Annotated in this window: 19 protein-coding genes; 15 read left to right on the top strand and 4 right to left on the bottom strand. The window is 70.0% G+C overall.

Features of this window, described 5'->3' with window-relative positions:
* Window positions 1–563 precede the first annotated feature (563 nt).
* Entirely contained in the window at window positions 564–920 is a 357-nt protein-coding gene (locus Aco03nite_RS33600; protein WP_203802349.1) for an STAS domain-containing protein, read from the bottom strand.
* Between the two features lie 224 nt (window positions 921–1,144).
* Here Aco03nite_RS33600 and ssd point away from each other — a divergent pair, with 224 nt between their 5' ends.
* The 8 genes from ssd to Aco03nite_RS33560 all read left to right on the top strand — a co-directional run bounded on the left by ssd (window position 1,145) and on the right by Aco03nite_RS33560 (window position 6,420).
* Window positions 1,145–2,194 carry a septum site-determining protein Ssd gene (gene ssd / locus Aco03nite_RS33595; RefSeq protein ID WP_203802523.1) on the top strand — a complete coding sequence of 350 codons (1,050 nt, stop codon included), beginning with the start codon at window positions 1,145–1,147 and terminating at the stop codon, window positions 2,192–2,194.
* Window positions 2,191–3,357, top strand: a complete 1,167-nt coding sequence (locus Aco03nite_RS33590) for a TadA family conjugal transfer-associated ATPase (RefSeq protein WP_203802346.1) — start codon at window positions 2,191–2,193, stop codon at window positions 3,355–3,357. The genes ssd and Aco03nite_RS33590 overlap by 4 nt, the downstream gene beginning before the upstream one ends.
* Window positions 3,354–4,190 (top strand): type II secretion system F family protein, encoded by an 837-nt coding sequence (locus tag Aco03nite_RS33585; RefSeq protein WP_239145660.1) that lies wholly within the window; start codon window positions 3,354–3,356, stop codon window positions 4,188–4,190. Before Aco03nite_RS33590 ends, Aco03nite_RS33585 begins: the two co-directional genes overlap by 4 nt.
* On the top strand, window positions 4,187–4,456 hold the full coding sequence (locus Aco03nite_RS33580; RefSeq protein WP_203802335.1) for a hypothetical protein: 270 nt from the start codon (window positions 4,187–4,189) through the stop codon (window positions 4,454–4,456). Before Aco03nite_RS33585 ends, Aco03nite_RS33580 begins: the two co-directional genes overlap by 4 nt.
* The gene (locus Aco03nite_RS33575) at window positions 4,453–5,163 is read left to right on the top strand and encodes a type II secretion system F family protein (RefSeq protein WP_203802333.1); all 711 of its coding nucleotides are present in this window, start codon (window positions 4,453–4,455) and stop codon (window positions 5,161–5,163) included. The genes Aco03nite_RS33580 and Aco03nite_RS33575 overlap by 4 nt, the downstream gene beginning before the upstream one ends.
* A 112-nt stretch (window positions 5,164–5,275) precedes the next feature.
* Window positions 5,276–5,449: a DUF4244 domain-containing protein gene (locus Aco03nite_RS33570; RefSeq protein ID WP_275415930.1), complete on the top strand. Its 174-nt coding sequence runs from the start codon at window positions 5,276–5,278 to the stop codon at window positions 5,447–5,449.
* A 242-nt stretch (window positions 5,450–5,691) separates the two neighbouring features.
* Window positions 5,692–5,976 carry a TadE family type IV pilus minor pilin gene (locus Aco03nite_RS33565; protein WP_239145659.1) on the top strand — a complete coding sequence of 95 codons (285 nt, stop codon included), beginning with the start codon at window positions 5,692–5,694 and terminating at the stop codon, window positions 5,974–5,976.
* 57 nt (window positions 5,977–6,033) lie between these two features.
* Complete coding sequence (locus tag Aco03nite_RS33560; RefSeq protein ID WP_203802330.1) at window positions 6,034–6,420, top strand: Rv3654c family TadE-like protein; 387 nt, start codon at window positions 6,034–6,036, stop codon at window positions 6,418–6,420.
* On the opposite strand, the gene Aco03nite_RS33555 is transcribed toward Aco03nite_RS33560, so the two are convergent.
* Together Aco03nite_RS33555 and sftH are read right to left on the bottom strand one after the other, a co-directional pair.
* The gene (locus Aco03nite_RS33555; RefSeq protein WP_203802329.1) at window positions 6,379–7,701 is read right to left on the bottom strand and encodes an acyltransferase family protein; all 1,323 of its coding nucleotides are present in this window, start codon (window positions 7,699–7,701) and stop codon (window positions 6,379–6,381) included. The genes Aco03nite_RS33560 and Aco03nite_RS33555 overlap by 42 nt on opposite strands.
* Window positions 7,702–7,709: 8 nt before the next feature.
* The gene (gene sftH, locus Aco03nite_RS33550; RefSeq protein WP_203802328.1) at window positions 7,710–10,166 is read right to left on the bottom strand and encodes a DEAD/DEAH box helicase; all 2,457 of its coding nucleotides are present in this window, start codon (window positions 10,164–10,166) and stop codon (window positions 7,710–7,712) included.
* Window positions 10,167–10,279: 113 nt separating this feature from the next.
* On the opposite strand from sftH, the gene Aco03nite_RS33545 reads away from it, so the two are divergent.
* From Aco03nite_RS33545 to topA, 6 genes are all read left to right on the top strand, one after another.
* The gene (locus Aco03nite_RS33545; protein ID WP_203802327.1) at window positions 10,280–10,636 is read left to right on the top strand and encodes an STAS domain-containing protein; all 357 of its coding nucleotides are present in this window, start codon (window positions 10,280–10,282) and stop codon (window positions 10,634–10,636) included.
* Window positions 10,633–11,073, top strand: a complete 441-nt coding sequence (locus tag Aco03nite_RS33540) for an ATP-binding protein (protein ID WP_203802326.1) — start codon at window positions 10,633–10,635, stop codon at window positions 11,071–11,073. The genes Aco03nite_RS33545 and Aco03nite_RS33540 overlap by 4 nt, the downstream gene beginning before the upstream one ends.
* 491 nt (window positions 11,074–11,564) lie before the next feature.
* Window positions 11,565–13,982: a sodium-translocating pyrophosphatase gene (locus tag Aco03nite_RS33535; RefSeq protein ID WP_203802325.1), complete on the top strand. Its 2,418-nt coding sequence runs from the start codon at window positions 11,565–11,567 to the stop codon at window positions 13,980–13,982.
* A 106-nt stretch (window positions 13,983–14,088) separates the two neighbouring features.
* On the top strand, window positions 14,089–14,619 hold the full coding sequence (locus tag Aco03nite_RS33530) for a hypothetical protein (protein ID WP_203802324.1): 531 nt from the start codon (window positions 14,089–14,091) through the stop codon (window positions 14,617–14,619).
* Window positions 14,616–15,404: a hypothetical protein gene (locus tag Aco03nite_RS33525; protein ID WP_203802321.1), complete on the top strand. Its 789-nt coding sequence runs from the start codon at window positions 14,616–14,618 to the stop codon at window positions 15,402–15,404. Before Aco03nite_RS33530 ends, Aco03nite_RS33525 begins: the two co-directional genes overlap by 4 nt.
* A 207-nt stretch (window positions 15,405–15,611) precedes the next feature.
* Entirely contained in the window at window positions 15,612–18,455 is a 2,844-nt protein-coding gene (gene topA / locus Aco03nite_RS33520) for a type I DNA topoisomerase (RefSeq protein WP_203802319.1), read from the top strand.
* Window positions 18,456–18,497: 42 nt separating this feature from the next.
* Here the strand turns inward: topA and Aco03nite_RS33515 are convergent, their stop codons facing one another.
* Window positions 18,498–19,796, bottom strand: a complete 1,299-nt coding sequence (locus Aco03nite_RS33515; protein ID WP_203802318.1) for a D-arabinono-1,4-lactone oxidase — start codon at window positions 19,794–19,796, stop codon at window positions 18,498–18,500.
* Window positions 19,797–19,973: 177 nt separating this feature from the next.
* Here Aco03nite_RS33515 and Aco03nite_RS33510 point away from each other — a divergent pair, with 177 nt between their 5' ends.
* On the top strand, window positions 19,974–20,603 hold the full coding sequence (locus Aco03nite_RS33510) for a TetR/AcrR family transcriptional regulator (protein WP_203802317.1): 630 nt from the start codon (window positions 19,974–19,976) through the stop codon (window positions 20,601–20,603).
* Window positions 20,604–20,606 lie beyond the last annotated feature (3 nt).

Below are 20,606 nucleotides of genomic sequence, written 5' to 3'. Positions count from 1 at the left end.
CTGGTGGTGGCGCTTCATGAGGAAGTCATCCCCGTCTGGCGCTCGGTCCACCCCTATGTGCACTGCTCGCGATCGTGCGCTGCTTACGGATTGCTCATAGACGCGTGAGTCGCATATGGAACCAGACAGCTACGGGCGACAACCCGGTCTCATCTCGGACCAGCATTGTTGCGTGCCCCTGTCTGATGCCAGTCGATAAGATGACTCTTGGTACGAAAATTGGAAGGTCGGCGGTTCGCTGTTCCTAAGTCCTGACGACTCTTCTCTGGGCCGTCTGTGGGCCGTCCGAGGCCGTTCGATACTGGCAGGCGATGCCAGATGTGACGTCTTACTCGCAGATCAACGGCATGCGGGGACAAGCCAGGGCAGGTGTGTTGCGGGCTGCATCAAGTTCTTGCGCAACAAGTAGAAGCCAGTCAGCAGAAAGTCAGCGGCCGGACCGACAACCGACGACAACGGATGGCAGTCGATGTTGTCAGGCGTGAGGCTGGCTGCGGGTTTCAACCGCCGGCGCTGTTCAAGATTGAGTTGTTGCCGTCTCCCCCGACGGGGGTCGTTCCTTTTCAGGCGCCGGTCGCCTGGGTCCGTTCGGTGTCGATTTCCGTCTCGATCAATCCGAAGAAATCGGAGAGACCGGTCACCGTCAGCACCCGGCGGAACGTGTCGCTCGGATTGACCACCCGGAAATCGGCGCCCTGCGCCGACGCCGTGCGATAGCCCTCGATCAGGGCGCCGAGACCCGTCGAATCGATGAACGTGGCATCGGCCAGGTCGATCAGGAGCACCTGCGGCGACCAGTCGGTGATCGCGTCGTGCAGGGCCTGCGCCACCTCGTCGGCGTTCGAGAAGTCGACCTCGCCGAGAACGGTGACGGTGACCATGCCGTCGTCGCCGGAGGTCGTCCGGATCGAAGTCTCCATGCCCACCCCAACGGTTCGTCTGAGCCTCCCAAAATACCCAACCGCCGCTCGGGCACACGCGCCGCTTATCAGATCACCCGGCGAGCGGGCGGCTCGTCCACAGTGGCGTGCCGTCCACAGCGCGTGGTTGCCGGGGCCTCCGGGGCGCGGCGAAGGTGGTCGCCCACCCACCGCCCGTCCCCGCTGGAGGTCAGCGAATGCCCGTCCCGCGCCGCGCTCTGATCGTGACCGCCGACCCCGAACTGCTCGATGAACTGCTCCGGCTCGCCGCCGCCGGCGGAGCCGAGCCGGAGGTGGCGCCCGACCCGGCCGGAGCCCGCCCCCGCTGGTCCGCCGCCCTGTTCGTGCTGGTCGGCGTCGACCAGGCGGTCGCCTGCCTGCGCGCCCGGCTGCCCCGCCGCGGCCGGGTCGTCCTGGTCGGGCAGTCCGGCACCGTCACCCCGTCGTGGCACATCGCCGAGCTGCTCGGCGTCGAGAACGTGGCGATCCTGCCCGAGGCCGCGCCCTGGATCGTCGACCAGTTCGCCGACGGCCCCGCCCGGCGGGTCACCGCCCGCACCATCGCGGTGATCGGCGGCCGGGGCGGCGCCGGCGCGAGCACCCTCGCCGCCGGGCTCGCCACCACCGCCGTCCGCAACGGCTTCCGGACCCTGCTGATCGACGCCGACCCGCTCGGTGGCGGCCTCGACCTGGTCCTCGGCTGGGAGGACGTCGGCGGCCTCCGCTGGCCGGCCCTCACCGAGGCCGACGGGCGGGTCGATCCACCGGCCCTGCTGAACGCTCTGCCGCACCGCGGTGACCTGGTGCTGCTCTCCTTCGACCGGGCCGAGCTGCCCGGAGTGCCGAGCGAGGCGATGGCCGCCACCCTGCACGCCGCCCAGCGCGCCCGGGACGTGATCGTCGCCGACCTGCCCCGGCAACTCGACGACGCGGCCGTGCTCGCGCTCCAGGCCGCCCAGCGCACCCTGCTGGTCGTGCCGGCCGAGTTGCGGGCCGCCGCCTCCGCTCGGCGCACCGCCGACGCGGTCCGGGAACACTGCGAAGACCTTGCCGTCGTCGTACGGGGACCGGCACCGGGCAAACTGCGGCCCCGCGACATCTCCACCGCCCTGCAGCTGCCGCTGGCCGGCACCATCCGCCCGGAGAAGACCGTCTGCCAGGGCATCGAGGAGGGTCAGGCCCCCACGGCCACCGGGCGGGGACCGCTGGCCGCCCTCTGCCTGCGCCTGATCGGCGACCTGACCGGCACCGCCCTGAAAGCGGACGCGGCATGACGATCGCCGACGAGGTGCGCCGACGATTCGCGTACGAGGGGACCGAAGCCACGCCGGCCGCCGTCGTCACCGCGGTCCGCCGCGACAAAGCGGTCCTCGGCGACACGGCCGTGCTGCGGATCGCCGGCCAGGTGCGTGACGAGCTCGTCGGCGCCGGGCCACTCGCGCCGCTGCTGGCCGACCCGGCCGTCACCGACGTGCTCGTCAACAACTGTGACGTCTGGATCGACCGGGGCGCCGGGCTGGAACGGGCCGCCGTCACCTTCACCGACACCGCGGAGGTGCGCCGGCTCGCCCAGCGTCTCGTCGCGGCCTGCGGGCGGCGGCTCGACGACGGCCAGCCGTACGCGGACGCCCGCCTGCCCGGTGGCACCCGTCTGCACGCGGTCCTGCCACCGGTCGCCACCAGCGGGCCCTACCTGTCGCTGCGGACGTTCCGGCAGCGGCCGTTCACCCTCGACGACCTGGTCCGGCACGGCACCGTCACCCCCGACGCGGCCACCCTGCTCGCGGCGGTGGTGCGGGCCCGGTTGGCGTACCTCGTCACCGGCGGCACCGGCAGCGGCAAGACCACCCTGCTGGCCACGCTGCTCGGCATCGTCCCGGCCACCGAACGGATCGTGCTGGTCGAGGACGCCGCCGAACTGCAGCCGGTCCATCCGCACGTGATCACCCTGCAGGCGCGTACCGCCAACGTCGAGGGCGCGGGCGCCATCGGGCTGACCGACCTGGTCCGGCAGGCGCTGCGGATGCGCCCGGACCGAGTCGTCGTCGGCGAGTGCCGAGGGCCCGAAATCGTGGACCTCCTAGGTGCGCTCAACACCGGTCACGAAGGCGGGGCGGGGACGCTGCACGCCAACGCGCCCGGTGACGTTCCGGCCCGGCTGGAGGCGCTCGGGCTGCTCGGTGGACTGCCCCGGGCTGCCCTGCACGCCCAGGTGGTGGCGGCTCTGCAGGTCGTCCTGCACGTCCGGCGTACCGGGGCGGGCCGGCACCTGGACTCCATCGGTGTGGTCCGGCCCGCCGGCAGTGACCGGCTGGCGACCGTGGTCCCGGCGTGGCACCGGGACCGGGGTGCGGGGCCGGGCGCCGAACATCTGGCCCGGCTGTTCCGGGACCGGGGCTGCCCGGTGCCGCCGGTGATCGAGGAGTGGTCGCGGTGAACTGGCTGCTCGCGGTACTGCTGATCGCTGCCGCCGTGGTCGCGGCCCGTCCCGGGTCGGCGGCTCGGGAACGGCTGCTCGGGCCGCGTACCCGGATCGACCCGGGCCGGCTGCGCCGGCTTGCCGTGTCCGGCGGGCCGCGGCTGGCGGTGGCGGCGGTCGGCGTGGTCACCGTGGCCGCCGGGGTGCTCGGTGGGCCGGTGGGGGCGCTGATCGCGGCCGCCTACGCCGGGCTCGGCGCGCACGAGTGGGACCGCCGGGTGAAGCGCCGGCGGGTCGAGACGCGGCGGGCCGCCGACCTGGACGAGATCGCCCACCTGGTGGCCGAACTCCGGGCCGGAGTCCCGCCGGTGATCGTCGCCGCGTCCCGGGTCTCAGACCTCGCCGTATCCCAGCCTTCAGACCTCGGCGCGTCCCAGCCTGCAAACCTTGCCGCATCCCGGCCTTCCGACCTCGGCGCGTCTCGGCCGGACTCTGATCCGGCCCTCTCAGCCGATGCCCGGCTCGCGCGGCTCACCTCGGCTGTCTGGCATCTCGCCGAGTGCACCGGAGCGCCCGCCGCCGACCTGCTCGAACGGATCGAGCGGGACGGGCGGACGGCTGATCGTTCGGCGCGGGCCGCCGGGGCGCAGGCCGCCGGATCGCAGACCACGGCGGTGATGCTCGCCGTGCTGCCGGTGGCCGGGATCGGGATGGGCTACGCCATCGGGGGTGACCCGCTCGACGTGCTGCTGCACACGCCCTGGGGTTCCGGGTGCGCGGTCGGGGCGCTGATCCTCCAGGTCGCCGGCCTGAAATGGGCCCAGCGACTGACCGGGAAGGTGACGGCGTGAGCTGCGGAGTGGCGGCTCTGCTGCGCCCCGGTGGGCCGGTCCGGGTGCCGCTGCGGGACTGCTGTGTGGCGGCGCTGCTCGGCGTCGACGGGGTGACCACCACGTCCACATGCCTCGCGACAGCCGTCGAGCCCTCCGCGCCTGGTTCTTCCGTGCCTGGTTCTCCCGCGGCCGGTGTTTCCGCGCCGGGTGTTTCCTCGCCTGTTGAGGTCGATGCCGTCCCCGTTCTGGTCGCTCCGGTTCCGTTGCGTGAGGTGTCGCGGTGACCGGCCTGGTCGTGGCCGGGTGCACGGTGACGGCCGCTGTTCTGCTGCTGATACCGGCCCGGCGATCCCGGCCACCGACCAAGGAGTCGCCGGCCCGGCCCCGGAAGGAGTCGCCGGCCCGGACCCGGCTGCTGCTGTCGATCGTGACCGGCCTGGCGGTGGCCGGGCTGATCGGAACCGTGTGGGGAGTGCCGGCCGGGATGGCGGTCGCGGTCGGCGTGGACCGCTTCCTGCGGCGGCTCGAACCGGCCGAGGTCCGCCAGGAACGTGTGGAGGTCCTCGCCGACCTGCCGCTCGGTGCCGATCTGCTGGCTGCCGCGCTGAAGGGCGGTACCGCGGTGGACAGCTCGATAGCCGCGGTAGCCGAAGCCGTCGGCGGTCCGTTGGGGGCCCGGCTGCAGCGGACCGCCCGGTCGTTGCGGCTCGGTGCGACCCCGGCGGAGGCCTGGGCGCATCTGGCCGGAGTCCCGCAGGCCGACCGGTTGATCACGGCGGCCGTCCGGTCCAGCGCGAGCGGCGGAGCGTTGTCCGGCGCTCTGGAACGCCTGGCCGGTGACCTGCGTTCGGACCGCGCGGTGGCCGCCGAGGCAGCCGCCCAGCGGGCCGGAGTGCTGATCGTGCTGCCGCTCGGACTGTGCTTCCTCCCGGCGTTCCTGCTGGCCGGTTTGGTTCCCGTACTGGTCGCGATCATCCGGGAGGTGATGTGACCGGTAGGTGCTCGATAGACCCGCGGCGCTGATCGGCGCCGCGTTCGTGAAACACCCGGTTCGGCGTCACCGGCGCCGCACCACGTTACGAGGAGGTCCAGTGCACAACATCATCGTCCGGTATCGGCGGCTCCAGACCGAGGCCGCGGACGCCGGGATGAACACCGCCGAGTACGCCATCGGCACGGTCGCCGCGGTGGCCTTCGCCGGTGTGCTGCTCAAGGTAGTGACGAGCGGCTCCGTGCAGTCGGCCCTCACCGCAGTGATCGGGCGGGCCCTGAAGTGAGACGAAGCCGGCAGCCCAGCCGCACTCAGCCCACCCCCACCCGGGAGGCGAACACCCTCCCGGAACCCGCCTCCCACGCGGGAACCCCCTCTTTCGCGGGGACCGGTTCCCGCGCGGCGACCTGTTCCTTCGCGGTGCCCGATTTCCCTGCGGGGGTCGGGGAGATCGATCCCCTCTCGGGGGTCGGTGACCCGGACCGGGGTGCCTTCACGGCTGAACTTGCGGCTGGGCTGCCGGCGCTCATGCTGCTGCTCAGCTTCGGATTGACGGGGGTGTCGGCGATCTCACTCAAGATGCAGTGCCAGGACGCCGCACGGGAGGCCGCCCTGGCCGAATCCCGTGGCGATCCACCTCTGGGCGTCGCGGCCCGGATCGCTCCGGACGGCGCCTCGATCCGGGTGGGCGGCGGCGACAGCGTCACCGCCGAAGTGTCGGCACCGGTTCGCATGCTCGGCTGGGACCTACCCGGCCTGACCGTCAGCGGTCGCTCGGTAGCGGCCCGCGAGCCCGAACAGATCGGCTTCTGAGCAACCTGCCCCTGCCTGTCGAACGGCGTGACGGGGCGACAGATGGAAGGATGGTAAATGGGTCTTTCGTTACGAGATGACCGTGGGGCGGCTTCGGTTTTCGTGCTCGCGGTGGGGCTGGTGGTGGTTCTCGTCGGCCTGGCGGGAACGGCCGTCGGGGCTGCCCGGGTCGCCCGGCACCAGGCGGGCAACGCCGCCGACTTCGGAGCCCTGGCCGGTGCCGCCCACACCATCGAAGGGCAGGCGGCGGCGTGCGCTGTGGCGGACCGCTACGTCCGGGCGAACGGCGCCCGGATGACCGGCTGCGAGGTCACCGGGCTGGAGATCGTGGTCCGGACATCAGTCCGTTTCGGCGCCTTCCCGGCCGGCGCCGAGGGAGCGGCACGAGCCGGACCGGTGTCCTCAGTGGTGGGAGGCGTCCTGGAGTCGCCCATCGGGCGGTAGCCGCCGCTGCTGCGGAGCGTCATCGGCAGGTTCGACAACGTCAGCCGCCGGCGAAGACCCTGACGACGGAGCCGCCGCCGTAGTCCCGGTGCCGACCTCGCCGCGTCCATCGATCGTGCTGGTCGAAGCCGCCGAGGCGGTGGGGTGGGTGGCCGGGGTGGCGGCGTCGGTGGCCGAGGTGCGGCGGATGTCGTGGACGGCCTGGCGCATGACTCGGCGCAGCCAGCGGCCCAGCGAACGTTCCGCGTAGCGGTGCACCAGCCAGGCCAAGCCCAGGACCAGCAGGATCGCACCGGCGATCAGGAGCCAGGCGGGCAGGCCGGTGTGTTCATGGGTGTAGCGCACGAAGCTGTACCCGATGCGCTGATGCAGCAGATAGAACGGGTAGGTGAGGGCCCCGGCGGTGGTGAGCCAGCCCCAGCGGATCCGGTCGGTCCAGCCCAGGGCGATCACCAGGACCACCGCGAAGGACAGGGTGACGATGACGATGCCGGGCCAGGTCGGTACCTCGAAGCCGGGGTTGACGTCGGCCACCCGGTCCTCGACCCGTTTGAGGCTGACCAGCCAGGCGAAGCCGACGATCGCGAAGAGCAGCGGGGAGCGGCCGAACTTGTAGATCAGGAAAGAGGCGATCCCGGCGATGAAATAGGGCGCGTATTCCGGAATGGCGACGACGTTCACGATGCGGCTGTCGACGGTCGGGCCGATCACGGCGACGGCCATCCAGGCCGCGCAGAAGATCACTGTTCGACGATAGGTCAGACCGAATGCGACGAGTGCGGCGAACAACAGATAGAAACGAAGTTCGATGAAGAGTGTCCAGTAAACGGTGTCGACCATGGCGACACCCAGGGGCTCCTGCAACATGGTCATGTTGACCGCGATCTCGGCCAGATCGGGGGTGCCGGAGACGGGCACGCCGCCGACCACCGGGAACAGGCCGACCACGAACGCGGTGATCAGTATGCAGACCCAGTAGGCGGGGTAGAGCCGCCCGACCCGGGAGACGAAGAACTCCCCGAGCCCGCGCTGCCAGCTGCTCATGCAGATGACGAACCCGCTGATCAGGAAGAACAGCTCCACACCGAGGAAGCCGTAGATGGCCAGGTGGGAGAAGTTCGGCAGGAAGTAGCTGGGTGGGTTGTGCCCGTCGATGCGCCACGAGACGCTCAGGTGGTACACCGCGACGGCCAGCGCGGCGATCAGGCGCAGACCGTCCAGGGCGGCCAGGCGAGGAGCCCGGCCGGCCGTCGCGGCCTGCGCTTTCGTCGGGGAGGTCATCGGGTGAGTCATCGGGGAGGCAGGCTACCCGGTATCGGCAAATTGTTCAGCACGACGTCGAGCACCTTGACCGCGTCGGGTTTGTTGAGCGGGTTGTTTCCGTTGCCGCATTTGGGTGACTGCACGCACGAGGGACATCCGCTTTCGCAGACGCATGACGCGATCGCTTCCCGGGTGGCGCCGAGCCATTCGGCGGCGGTCCGGTAGGCGCGTTCGGCGAATCCGGCGCCACCGGGATGGCCGTCGTAGACGAATACCGTCGGCGCCTCGGTGTCGGCGTGGTTGGCGGTGGACAGCCCGCCGATGTCCCACCGGTCGCAGGTGGCGATCAGCGGCAGCAGCCCGATCCCGGCGTGTTCGGCCGCGTGCAGCGCCCCGGGGAACTCGCTGGGCTCGACGCCGGCCGCGACCAGCGCCTGCGGTGACACGGTGAACCAGACGGCGACGGTCCGCAGCTCACGGACCGGCAGATCGAGCGGCCGGGTGTCGATGATCTCGCCGCTGCGCAGGCGCCGTCGCTGATACGAGACGACCTGATTGGTCACGTCCACGTCGCCCAGGAAAAGCCCGACCGGACCGGCATCCACGTACGATCGGACGTTCACCACCGACAGATTGGTGACGTCCCGGGCGTGGGTCGTCCAGTCCGGTTCCTCCTGGTGCACGAGGGCGATGGCGTCCTCCAGATCGAGGTCGTCCACCACGTACGACACGCCTTGGTGCAGGTGAACCGCCCCCGGATGAAGCATGACGTGTGACGATCCGTGATCGACGGTGCCGAGGAGCCGCCCGGTGGCCGCTTCGACGACCGACACCGGTGCGCCGCCGGTGCCGCGCAGGTCGACCTCGGGCCGCCCGCGATGGGTCCAGTAAAAGCCGGACGGCCGTTTCCGGAGCACCCCTTCGGTGACGAGCTGTCCCACGATCGCGCCGGCCGGTTCGCCGAACAGTTCGAGATCGGCGGGGGTGAGCGGCGCTTCGGAGGCGGCGCAGCACAGTTGCGGGGCGAGCACGTACGGGTTCCCGGGGTCGAGAACCGTTGCCTCGACGTCGGGGCCGAAGATCGCTTCGGGGTGGTGCACCAGGTAGGTGTCGAGCGGGTCGTCCCGGGCGATGAGGACGGCGAGCGCCTCCTGCCCCGATCGCCCGGCCCGGCCGGCCTGCTGCCACAGCGACGCCCGGGTGCCGGGGTACCCGCAGATCAGCACGGCGTCCAGCCCGGTCAGGTCGACGCCGAGTTCGAGCGCGTTGGTGGAGGCGAGCCCGAGGAGTTCGCCGGAGAGCAGGGCGCGCTCGATGGCCCGCCGGTCCTCGCGCAGGTAACCACCCCGGTAGGCGGCGACCCGGTCACCGAGCCCGGGCACCGCCTCGTTCAGGGACTGCCGGGTGAGTGACGCGACGACCTCGGCCCCACGCCGCGACCGGATGAAGGCGAGCGTCCGGGTGCCGGCCACCACCGAGTCGGTGAGCAGGTCAGCGGTTTCGCGCAGGGCGGACCGCCGAATCGGCGGAGCATCCTCCTCAAGCAAGAATTCCGAAATATCGGAATTGCCCGACGAGGAGGACGGGGAGGGCGAAGGCGAGGGCCGGGGTGCAGGTGCGGGCGACGCCGAAGGGCGAGTCGCGAATGCGGCCGAGGAGGGGGGCGGTGGCAGGAGGGGTGGCTCCCACAGGGCGAACGTCATCGCCCCGCTCGGTGAACCGTCTTCGGTGACGGCGGTCACCGGGAGGCCGGTCAGGCGGGAGGCGGAGCCGGCCGGGTCGCCCGAGGTGGCGGAGGCCAGGATGAAGGTGGGGGAGGAGCCGTACCGCAGAGTGGCTCGCCGGAGTCGGCGCAGGACGTGGGCGACGTGTGACCCGAACACGCCCCGGTACGTGTGGCACTCGTCGATCACCACATAGCGTAAACGCCGCAGGAACACGCCCCACCGGCCGTGCCCGGGCAGCAGGCTGTGGTGCAGCATGTCCGGGTTGGTGAGCAGGAACCTCGAGTGCTGCCGGATCCAGTCGCGCTCCTCGCGCGGGGTGTCGCCGTCGAAGGTGGCGGGCCGGATCCCGTCCAGTCCGAGCCTCCGCAGCGAGCGCAACTGGTCGGCGGCGAGCGCCTTGGTGGGTGACAGATAGAGCACTGTCGCTCTAGGGTCCTCGGCGAGCGCATTGAGTGCCGGCAGTTGGTAGGCGAGGGATTTCCCGGACGCCGTCCCGGTGGCCAGCACGACGTGTGTGCCCTCCCGGGCGAGGGTGGCCGCGGCCGCCTGATGCTCCCAGGGCGCGGTGATCCCCTGTGCGGTGAAGGCGTCGCGGACGACCGGATCGGTCCAGGTGGGCCACGGTGCCGGGCGTCCTTCGCGGGCGGGCACCCGCTCGATATGTGTGACCGGAGACACTGCCGAAACGGTCGTCCGGGCCCGCAACCGGTGCAACAGTTCGGTGGGACCGAAGGCGGTGGAGGTCACGCATTGCACTGTGACACCCGTATGGCCCGAACCTCAAACGGGTAGGACGGTGGGTGCCATGCGTCGCCCGCGAACCGTCGGTGGTTAGATTTCGCGGGGGGAGAGATCAGGGAGGAGGACCGATGGAGCTGTCACTCACCACCCGGACCGTCGCCGGGCACACCGTGCTCGAGGTCGGCGGAGAGGTGGATGTCTATACCGCCCCCCGTCTGCGCGAGCGTCTCATCGAGCTGGTGGATGCGGGTGCGCGCGACGTGGTGGTGGATCTGGAGCGGGTCGACTTCCTCGACTCCACCGGGCTCGGCGTGCTGGTCGGCGCACTGAAGCGGCTGCGTACCGCGCAGGGGACCTTCGGTCTGGTGTGCGCGAAGGAGCCGCTGCTCAAGATCTTCCGGATCACCGCTCTGGACCAGGTCTTCCCGATCTTCCCGACCGTCGAGGCGGCCACCGAGCGCGACGGCAGCGGTCCCGCTTCGTGATGGCCACCGTTCGACTCTCCTTCTCGCCGGCCCCGGTGCATGTGCGCACCGCCCGTCTCGTCGGTGTCGCCGTCGCGCGCCGCGCCGGGGTGGCGGAGGAGTTGCTCGACGAGGTTCGCCTCGCGATCGGTGAGGCCTGCACCCGGGCGGTCACCCTGCACCGGCAGTATGGCCTTTCCGAGCTCGTCACCGTGGAGATGTCCGACTCGGACTCGTATACGGTGCGGGTCATCGACCATGCGCCGATCGAGGCGAGCGTGGGCCTGACGAAGCTGCCGCCGGACGAGCTGGCCGACGAGTCGCTGACCGACGACGCTCTGACCACCGGCGTCGGTTTCGCGCTGCTCGCCGGTTTTGTCGACGACCTACAGGTGCGCCCGGTGGACGACGGCCCGGGCACCGAGGTCCGCATGGTCTGGCCGGTCACCCGCCGCTGACCGGCCCGCCCAGAGCAAAACCGCAAGGCAAACCCCAAAGCAAGACCCTTCCCGCCGCCGTACGCGAATGCCGCGCACGCAAGCAGTGCGAAAAAGCCGCGCGGAAGCCGTGCGAAGGCCGCGTGGAAGCCGTGGGCTGGGCTGGGCGCGATAAAGGCGTACACCAGTTGGCTGTACGCCTTTTCGAGGGATCTTTCCCAAAATTTAGGTTCATTTCGGACAATCGCCATCAGGCTGACATCACCGAAACCTGGGGCGCCGCCCGTGTGTCCGAGATCGAATCTCGGCTAACACAACGGTGATCATCACCGCGACACGGCTGGTGCTACTTGTGACGACCGACACTTAAGACCTATACAGTACGCGAGTTGTCAGCTACTCACCGGCCTCGCGTCCGCAGGTCTGGTCGGTCGTTCCCCGGCTCCCCGGGGAATGCGCCCGAAGGGTCTCGTCCACCCTGCCGGGCGCCATCGGTGCACAGGAGGACATTGATGTCCGATGCTGAGGTAATAGAGCTCGCCGCCGAGGGTGGCGGAGCATCCCTGACCGGTTCCAACATCACATTCGTCGTCGTCGCGCTGGTGTTCTCCCTGGTAGCACTGGGGTTCGCCGCCGCGTTCGTCCAATCGGTGCTGCGGACGGCCCGCGGCACACCGAAGATGCAGGAGATCGCGGGCGCCGTGCAGGAGGGCGCTTCGGCGTACCTCTTCCGGCAGTTCAAGACCCTCGGCATCTTCGTCGTCATCGCCGTCGTTCTGCTCTTCCTCCTTCCGGTGCACGAGACCGACAACGAGACCCTGGTCAAGATCGGCCGCTCGTTGTTCTTCATCGTCGGCGCGGTTTTCAGCTCGTTCATCGGCGGCGCCGGCATGGCGCTGGCGACGCGGGCGAACCTGCGGGTCGCGGCGGCCGCCGGTGAGCAGGGCGGCCGGGAGAAGGCGATGGGTATCGCGTTCCGTACCGGTGGCGTGGTCGGCTTCCTCACCGTCGGTCTCGGACTGTTCGGTGGCGCCCTGGTCGTGCTGATCTTCAAGGGTGACGCGCCGACGGTGCTGGAGGGCTTCGGTTTCGGCGCCGCGCTGCTGGCCATGTTCATGCGGGTCGGCGGCGGCATCTTCACCAAGGCCGCGGATGTCGGCGCGGACCTGGTCGGCAAGGTCGAGCAGGGCATCCCGGAGGACGACCCGCGCAACGCGGCGACCATCGCCGACAACGTGGGCGACAACGTCGGTGACTGTGCCGGCATGGCCGCCGACCTGTTCGAGTCCTATGCGGTCACCCTGGTCGCGGCCCTGATCCTGGGTTCGGCGGCGTTCGGCCAGGACGGCCTGATCTTCCCGCTGATCATCTCCACGATCGGTGTGCTGATCGCGATCATCGGTGTCTTCATCACCCGGCTGCGGGCCAGTGACCGCAACGGTCTCACCGCGATCAACCGGGCGTTCTACATCTCGGCGGCGATCTCGGCGATCGCGGTGGCCGCGGTCAGCTTCGTCTACCTGCCGACCACCTTCGCCGGTTTCGGCGCGGATGCGGGCATCGCCGAGGACATCCTGAACAGCGGTCAGAACCCGCAGGTCGTCGCGGTCGGCGCGGTGGTGATCGGCATTCTGCTGGCCGCCGCCATCCAGGCGCTGACCGGCTACTTCACCGAGACCAACAGGCGCCCGGTGCAGGACATCGGCAAGTCGTCGCAGACCGGCGCGGCCACCGTGGTCCTGGCCGGCATCAGCGTCGGCCTGGAGTCGGCGGTCTACTCGGCGCTGCTGCTCGGCGCGGGTGTCTTCGGCGCGTTCCTGCTCGGCGGCTCGTCGCTGACGCTGTCGCTGTTCGCGGTGGCGCTGGCCGGCACCGGTCTGCTGACCACGGTCGGCGTGATCGTGGCGATGGACACGTTCGGCCCGATCTCGGACAACGCGCAGGGCATCGCCGAGATGTCCGGTGACGTCGACGAGCGGGGCGCGCAGATCCTCACCGAGCTCGACGCGGTCGGCAACACCACCAAGGCGATCACCAAGGGCATCGCGATCGCGACCGCGGTGCTCGCCGCCACGGCGCTGTTCGGGTCGTACACGAACAGCCTGCTCAGTTCGCTGACGGGGGCGGGGATCGCGGACGCTCCGACGGAGATCCTGAACCAGCTGAACATCTCCAACCCGCGCGCTCTGGTGGGTCTGCTGATCGGTTCGGCGGTGGTGTTCCTCTTCTCCGGCCTGGCGATCAACGCGGTGTCCCGGTCGGCCGGCGCGGTCGTGATGGAGGTGCGGCGCCAGTTCCGGGAGTTCCCCGGGATCATGGACTACACCCAGCGCCCGGAGTACGGCCGGGTCGTCGACATCTGCACCCGGGACGCGCAGCGTGAGCTGCTCACCCCCGGTCTGCTGGCGATCATGGCCCCGATCGCGGTGGGCTTCGGCCTGGGTCCGGGCGCGCTGGCCGCGTACCTGGCCGGCGCGATCGGCACCGGCACCCTGATGGCGGTGTTCCTGTCCAACTCCGGTGGGGCGTGGGACAACGCGAAGAAGCTGGTGGAGGACGGGGCGTTCGGTGGCAAGGGGTCCGAGGCGCACGCCGCCACGGTCATCGGCGACACCGTCGGCGACCCGTTCAAGGACACCGCCGGCCCGGCCATCAACCCGCTGCTCAAGGTGATGAACCTGGTCTCGCTGCTGATCGCCCCGGCGGTGGTGACCTGGAGCTACGGCGCGGACGCGAACCCGGCGCTGCGGATCGGCATCGCGCTGGTCGCGGTGGCGGTGGTGACCGCGGCGGTGGTGTGGAGCAAGCGCAAGCCGATCGCGATCGGCGACGACAGCGCCGCCGCTGCCACGGCCGGTGCCGCGGACACGGCCAAGGCGGTCCAGGACGCCCGGACCACCGAGCCGTCCCGGGTCAAGGACAACGTCTGACAAAGGGTCGAAACGGTCACGAAGGGCGCCCGGCGCGACCGGGTGCCCTTCGTATTACCGCCATCGAGACGTGTGAAGAGTCCGACCATAGTCGTACCCTGCTTGCATGCGTGCGGCCCGCCCGATCTCCCTCGCCCTTCTTCTCGCGCTCTCCGCACCGTTGGCGGCCTGCTCCGCCAATCCGGGGGCACACGCCTGGGCGGCGCTGGTGTGCACCACGCTGAGTCCCTGGCGGGCCGAGATCGACTCGCTGACCGCCCGCACCCAGCAGCAGATGACCGCTGAGACCACTCCCGGTCAGGCGAAGGAGAATCTGGCCCGGCTCTTCGACGGGGCCGCCGTCGCCAGTGAGAAGGCGAGGGACGGTGTGGCGAAGGCCGGGGTGCCCGACGTGACCAACGGCGAGGCCATCGCCGAGGGGTTCCAGACCTCGCTGTCCGGCATCAAGACCGCCTACGAGCACGCCAGCTCCGGCATCCAGGGCCTGGCCACCAGTGACGTCAAGGGCTTCTACTCGGAGGTCGGCAAGGTGGTCGAGGAGCTCGGCACGGAGTATCAGAAGAGCAGCCTGGACACCACGAGCCTGGAGTCGGTCGAGCTGAGACAGGCCTTCGACTCGCTGCCCGAGTGCCGATGACCGAGACCGGCTGGCCATTGATCCCGCGGGAGGTGCTTCCCCCGCCGGTGCCGGTGGCGAAGCGCACCGAGCGGCGTGCCGCCGGTCATCCGGAGACGCCGCCGGGCCGTCAGTTGTCGATGTTCGGCGCCGAGACCACCGAGCCGTCACCGACCGACGTCGCCGGCCTGCTGACCGGTCCGGGCCGGCTGGACCGGATGGGTGGCACGGCCCGGGTGTCGATCCGGGTGGACGCCGGCTGGCGGGTGCACGTCCTGGTCACCGAGCTGGTCGCGCGCGGTCTGACCGCCAGCTGGGAGCCGGTCGAGGACGAGCCAGTTCAAGATCAAGAGCCGATTGCCGCGGTACGCCCGGACGAGGCGCCCGTGGAAAACGACGAGGCGCCCGTGGAAAACGAGGCGAACGACACGTCGCCGATTTCACCGGAGCCGAAACAGCCGCTCTTCGAGGTTCGTACCGCGTACTCCCGGAGGTTGAACGGTCTTGCTCTCGCCTGGCCGGACGCCTCCGCGCAACTCTTTCTCTCCGGCCCCCGTCTGCGTCTGTGGGTGGCCGCCGCCGGGAGCCCGCGCCCCGGTGGCTACCAGCTCGGCCTGGACCCGGCGGAGGACCGCCCCGAGGTGGCGGCCGCGCTGGTCCGGGCGGGTCTGGCCGGCCGGGTGTCGGATGACGGACGGCGGTATCTGATCACCGGCCGTCGGCGGTTGCGCCGGCTGGCCGAGTTGGTGGGCGAACGCCCGTCCGCTGCCCCGGAGGAGTTCTGGCCCGGCGGTGCGGACGCGTGATCTTCCGGGATTGTGTCCGACATAACACTGTCTTCCCGGTGTACGGTGTCGCGGTCGGACGCATGCGGTGGCCGTACCGTTACCATCCGACTGCGGGCTTCCCCGGGAATGGGAGCTTGTCCGGCGCGTTACGTTGAACGTCTGTGCCCCAACCGGACGCCAAGACCGGATGAAGCGGGGAGCGCTGAGGGTCAAATAAGGAGTGCCGTGCCGAGTAACGCCAGGACGACCCGTCTGGTCATCGTCGAGTCCCCGTCGAAGGCCAAGACGATCGCCGGTTACCTGGGCCCCGACTATCTGGTCGAGGCCTCCGTCGGGCATATCCGGGACCTGCCGCGCAACGCCGACGAGGTGCCGGAGGAGTTCAAGGGCCAGCCGTGGGCCCGGCTCGGGGTCGACGTCGACAACGGCTTCCACGCGCTCTACGTGATCTCCGACAGTCGCAAGCAGCAGGTGGCCAAGCTGAAGCGGCTGGCCAAGGAGGTCGACGAGATCTTCCTCGCCACCGATGAGGACCGCGAGGGCGAGGCCATCGCCTGGCACCTGATCGAGACGATCAAGCCCAAGGTCCCGTTCAAGCGGATGGTCTTCCACGAGATCACCAAGCCGGCCATCCAGGCGGCCGTGGCGAACCCGCGTGACATCGACCGCTCGCTGGTCGACGCGCAGGAGGCCCGCCGCATCCTGGACCGGCTCTACGGCTACGAGGTCAGCCCGGTCCTGTGGAAGAAGGTGATGCGCGGCCTGTCGGCGGGCCGTGTGCAGTCCGTCGCCACCCGCATCGTCGTCGAGCGCGAGCGGCAGCGGATGGCGTTCCGTTCCGCGGAGTACTGGGACATCCTGGCCCACCTGGCCGTTCAGGGTCAGGTCGAGGGCCCGCGCACGTTCAACGCCACGCTGATCGCGCTGAACGGCGACCGGATCGCCACCGGCAAGGACTTCGAGCCGACCACCGGGCAGCTCAGGCCCGCCTCCACCGCGGTGCAGCTGGACGGTGACGGCGCCCGCGGGCTGGCCGCCCGTCTGGAGAACCGGCCGTTCACGGTCACCCGGACCGAGGAGAAGCCGTACCGCCGCCGGCCGTACGCGCCGTTCATCACCTCCACGCTCCAGCAGGAAGCCGCGCGCAAGATGCGGTCCTCCTCGCAGCAGACGATGCGCACCGCGCAGAGCCTGTACGAGAAGGGCTACATCACCTACATGCGTACCGACTCGGTGAACCTGTCCGAGACCGCGGTGGCCGCCGCCCGCCGGCAGATCGCCGAGCTGTACGGGCCGGGCAACGTCCCGCCGCAGCCGCGGAAGTACACCACCAAGGCCAAGGGCGCCCAGGAGGCGCACGAGGCGATCCGCCCGGCGGGGGACAACTTCCGTACCCCCGGTGAGGTCGCCAACGAGCTGAGCAGCGACGAGTTCCGGCTCTACGAGCTGATCTGGCGCCGCACCATCGCCTCGCAGATGACCGACGCGGTCGGTAACTCGATCAGCGTCCGGATCCGGGCGACCACCGCCGCGGGTGAGGAGGCCGACTTCGCCGCCTCCGGCAAGACCATCACCGACCCGGGCTTCCTGCGCGCCTACGTCGAGTCCTCGGACGACGAGAACGCCGAGTCCGACGATGCCGAGCGCCGCCTGCCGAACCTGGTGAAGGACCAGCCGCTGAGCGCCGACGCGCTGAACGCGGCCGGCCACCACACCTCGCCCCCGGCGCGGTACACCGAGGCGTCGCTGGTCAAGGCGCTGGAGGAGCTGGGCATCGGCCGGCCCTCGACGTACTCGTCGATCATGCAGACGATCCAGGACCGCGGGTACGTGGAGAAGCGCGGCCAGGCGATGATCCCGTCGTTCCTGGCGTTCGCGGTGATCGGCCTGCTCGAGGGGCACTACCCGCGACTGGTGGACTACAACTTCACCGCCGCGATGGAGGGCCAGCTCGACGACATCGCCGCCGGTGACGGCACCCAGCTGAACTTCCTGTCGTCGTTCTACTTCGGCAGCCAGGAGACCGGCGCCGACGACGACATCGCCAAGGCCGGCGGCCTGAAGAAGATGGTCACCGAGAACCTCAGCGCGATCGACGCCCGCGAGGTCAACTCGATCCCGCTCTTCGTCGACGAAGAGAACCGCCGGACCGTGGTCCGGGTCGGCAAGTTCGGTCCGTACCTGCAGCGTAAAGCCATCGACGGGGGCGAGGACGCGCCCGAGGACAAGGCCTCGCTGCCGGAGGGGATCGCGCCCGACGAGCTGACCCCGGAGAAGGTCGAGGAGCTGTTCCTGGCCGGCAACGGCGACCGGGTGCTCGGCGAGGACCCGGTGACCGGTGACGAGGTGACCGTGAAATCGGGCCGCTTCGGGCCGTACGTCTCGGCCGGTGAGCGCAAGTCGTCGCTGTTCAAGGACCAGTCGCCGCAGACGGTCACCCTGGAGCAGGCGCTCGACCTGCTGAAACTGCCGCGGGTGGTGGGCAAGGACGCCGACGGCAACGAGATCGTGGCCCGCAACGGCAAGTTCGGGCCGTACATCTCCCGGGAGAAGGACTCGCGGTCGCTGGCCAGCGAGAGCCAGCTGCTGACGATCACCCTGGAGGAGGCGCTGGCCCTGCTGGCGCAGCCGAAGACCCGTCAGTCCCGGACCGCCAAGCCGCCGCTGCGGGAGCTGGGCGAGGACCCGGTCAGCAAGAAGCCGCTGGTGATCAAGGACGGCCGGTTCGGGTCGTACGTGACCGACGGCGAGTTCAACGCGACGCTGCGGCGGGACCAGACTCCGGAGGAGATCACTCTGGAGGAGGCGGTCCAGATGATCGCGGACAAGCGGGCGAAGGGCCCGGCTCCGAAGAAGCGGGCCGCCGCGAAGAAGGCTCCGGCCAAGGCAGCTGCCGCCAAACAGGACGGCGCCACGCCGGCCAAGAAGGCGCCGGCGAAGCGGGCCACCGCCGCGAAGAAGACGACGACCGCCGCCAAGAAGACCACGGCGGCGAAGACCACCACGGCGGCCAAGAAGGCGCCGGCCAAGAAGGCCGCGCCGCGTAAGGCCACCACCGCGGCCGAGTGACGTTCGGGTGAGTCGCGGAGCGATCCGTGACTCACCACGACGTCAGCTGCCCAGGACCCGCTTCAGGTATTCGTTGGTGAACATCCGCTGCGGGTCCAGGCGGTCCCGGACGGCCAGGAAGTCGTCGAAGCGGGGGTACGCCGGTCGCAGCGACTCGGCGTCCCGATAGTGCAGCTTGCCCCAGTGCGGCCGCCCGCCCAGCCCGGCGCAGACGGCTTCGAAGGCCCGGAAGTAGGGCTCGTAGGGCGCGCCGAAGTACTGGTGCACCGCGATGTAGGCGGACTCCCGGCCATACCCGTGCGACAGCCACACGTCGTCCGGGCCGGTGAAGCGGACCTCGACCGGGAACTGCACCCGGAACGGCAGTTGTTCGAAGATCCGGGTGAGCGCGCCGAGGACTTCGGGGAGGGCGGCGCGCGGTACCTCGTACTCCATCTCAGTGAATTTGACCTTGCGCAGGGAGCAGAACACCTCGTGCGACCGGCCGGTGTAACTGCGTGCGCTGAGGGCCCGGGCCGAGACGCCGTTGAGCAGCGGGACGGTGCCGGGAACCCGGCGCCCCAGCGCGCAGACGCCCTTCCAGACGGTGTTGGACAGGAAGTCGTCGTCGAGCCAGCCCCGGAACCTCGACAGCGGCCGGTCGTCCTCGTCCACCCGCTTGTTGATCTTCAGTTGACCCCGGTCGGTGTACGGGTACCAGAAGAACTCGACGTGGTCGTTGGCCGGCAGCCACTCGTCCAGTCCGGCCAGCATGTCCGGCAGCGCCATCGGCCGCTCGTCGGCGAGCAGTGTGAACCCCGGCACACACCGGAGGGTGACCTCGACGATCACGCCGAGCGCCCCGAGCCCGAGCCGGATCGCACCGAACTCGGGGGAGTCCGTGGTGTACCGCTCGATCGTCCCGGTCGCGGTGACCATGGTCACCGCCTCGACACAGGACGCCAGCGTGCCGTGCCCGAGCCCGGTGCCGTGCGTTCCGGTGGAGATCGCGCCGGCCACCGTCTGCGCGTCGATGTCACCCAGATTGGGCATGGCCAGGCCGTTCTCGGCGAGCACCCGGTTCAGCGTGGACAGCGGCATTCCGGCCTGGACGGTCACCAGCGGCCCGTCGACGCTGATCAGGTGGGTGAGCCGGTTCACGTACATCCGCTGATCGTCGGCGACCGCGATGGAGGTGAAGGAGTGACCGCTGCCGACCACCTTGACCCGGCGGCCGTCCTCGGCGGCCCGGCTCACGGCGGTGACGACCTCGTCGATACCGCCAGGCGTCAGCACCTCGGCGACCGACTCCTGATTGCGGCCCCAGTTGGTCCACCGACGGGAATTAACGGGTGTAGTCATTCTGGCCTTTGTCCTCCGTCCGAGCGGACACCGTGACCCGGCGTCCCGTCGATGCCCCTCGCTCGTTGATCCGAGTAACGTTCGATTTAACGATGAGATTTATTCACGACGGTGAACATGTTTCCTTGCGAGCTCCGGTCGTGAACGGATCTCTTTGCTGAGAGGGAGTGGCGACGCGTGTCGACACCAACCGTCAGCACCGGACCGCTGAGGCGGGTCCCGGTGCAGGGCAGAAGCGTTGCCCGCGTGCAGCGCATGCTCGACGCCTGCGCTGAGCTGGTCGACGAGGTCGGTTACGAGGGCCTGACCACCACGCTGCTCGCTGAGCGCGCCGAGGTCGCGATCGGCTCGGTCTATCAGTTCTTTCCGGACAAAAGGGCCATCGTCCAGGCGCTCGCACTGCGCAACATGGACGCGTACCTGCAGAGCCTGTCCGACCGATTCGCCAGCGAGACGTTCACCCATTGGTGGGACGCGGTCGATGCCGCGATCGACGCCTACATCCACATGCACCGCAGTGTGCCGGGTTTCCGGACCCTGCACTTCGGTGACGTGGTCGATCTGCACCTGCTCGACTCCGACCGCGACAACAACGCGGTCATCGCCGAGCGCCTGGCCGATCTGCTGATCGACCAGTTCAAGCTGGGTGACCGCAGCGGCGTGCGGTTCGCGCTGCAGATCTCGGTCGAGGCCGCGGACGCGCTGATCAAGCTGGCGTTCCGTCGCGACCCGACCGGGGACGAGATGGTGCTCGGCGAGGCGAAAGCCCTGATAAGGGAGTACCTGCACCGTCACGTGACGGTCTGAGGC

It is taken from the genome of Actinoplanes couchii (assembly GCF_016862075.1).
GTDB lineage: Bacteria > Actinomycetota > Actinomycetes > Mycobacteriales > Micromonosporaceae > Actinoplanes > Actinoplanes couchii.
The sequence above is the reverse complement of the archived record's forward strand: the minus strand, read 5'-3'. Positions and strand labels throughout refer to the sequence as shown.

Excerpts from the sequence above, each read along its gene's own strand:
- Aco03nite_RS33515 (WP_203802318.1), bottom strand. The coding sequence starts at position 19,796 with ATGACTACACCCGTTAATTCCCGTCGGTGGACCAACTGGGGCCGCAAT.
- Aco03nite_RS33545 (WP_203802327.1), top strand. The coding sequence starts at position 10,280 with ATGGAGCTGTCACTCACCACCCGGACCGTCGCCGGGCACACCGTGCTC.
- Aco03nite_RS33555 (WP_203802329.1), bottom strand. The coding sequence starts at position 7,701 with ATGACCTCCCCGACGAAAGCGCAGGCCGCGACGGCCGGCCGGGCTCCT.
- Aco03nite_RS33600 (WP_203802349.1), bottom strand. The coding sequence starts at position 920 with ATGGAGACTTCGATCCGGACGACCTCCGGCGACGACGGCATGGTCACC.
- Aco03nite_RS33535 (WP_203802325.1), top strand. The coding sequence starts at position 11,565 with ATGTCCGATGCTGAGGTAATAGAGCTCGCCGCCGAGGGTGGCGGAGCA.
- Aco03nite_RS33565 (WP_239145659.1), top strand. The coding sequence starts at position 5,692 with ATGCTGCTGCTCAGCTTCGGATTGACGGGGGTGTCGGCGATCTCACTC.
- Aco03nite_RS33525 (WP_203802321.1), top strand. The coding sequence starts at position 14,616 with ATGACCGAGACCGGCTGGCCATTGATCCCGCGGGAGGTGCTTCCCCCG.
- Aco03nite_RS33560 (WP_203802330.1), top strand. The coding sequence starts at position 6,034 with ATGGGTCTTTCGTTACGAGATGACCGTGGGGCGGCTTCGGTTTTCGTG.
- Aco03nite_RS33590 (WP_203802346.1), top strand. The coding sequence starts at position 2,191 with ATGACGATCGCCGACGAGGTGCGCCGACGATTCGCGTACGAGGGGACC.
- Aco03nite_RS33530 (WP_203802324.1), top strand. The coding sequence starts at position 14,089 with ATGCGTGCGGCCCGCCCGATCTCCCTCGCCCTTCTTCTCGCGCTCTCC.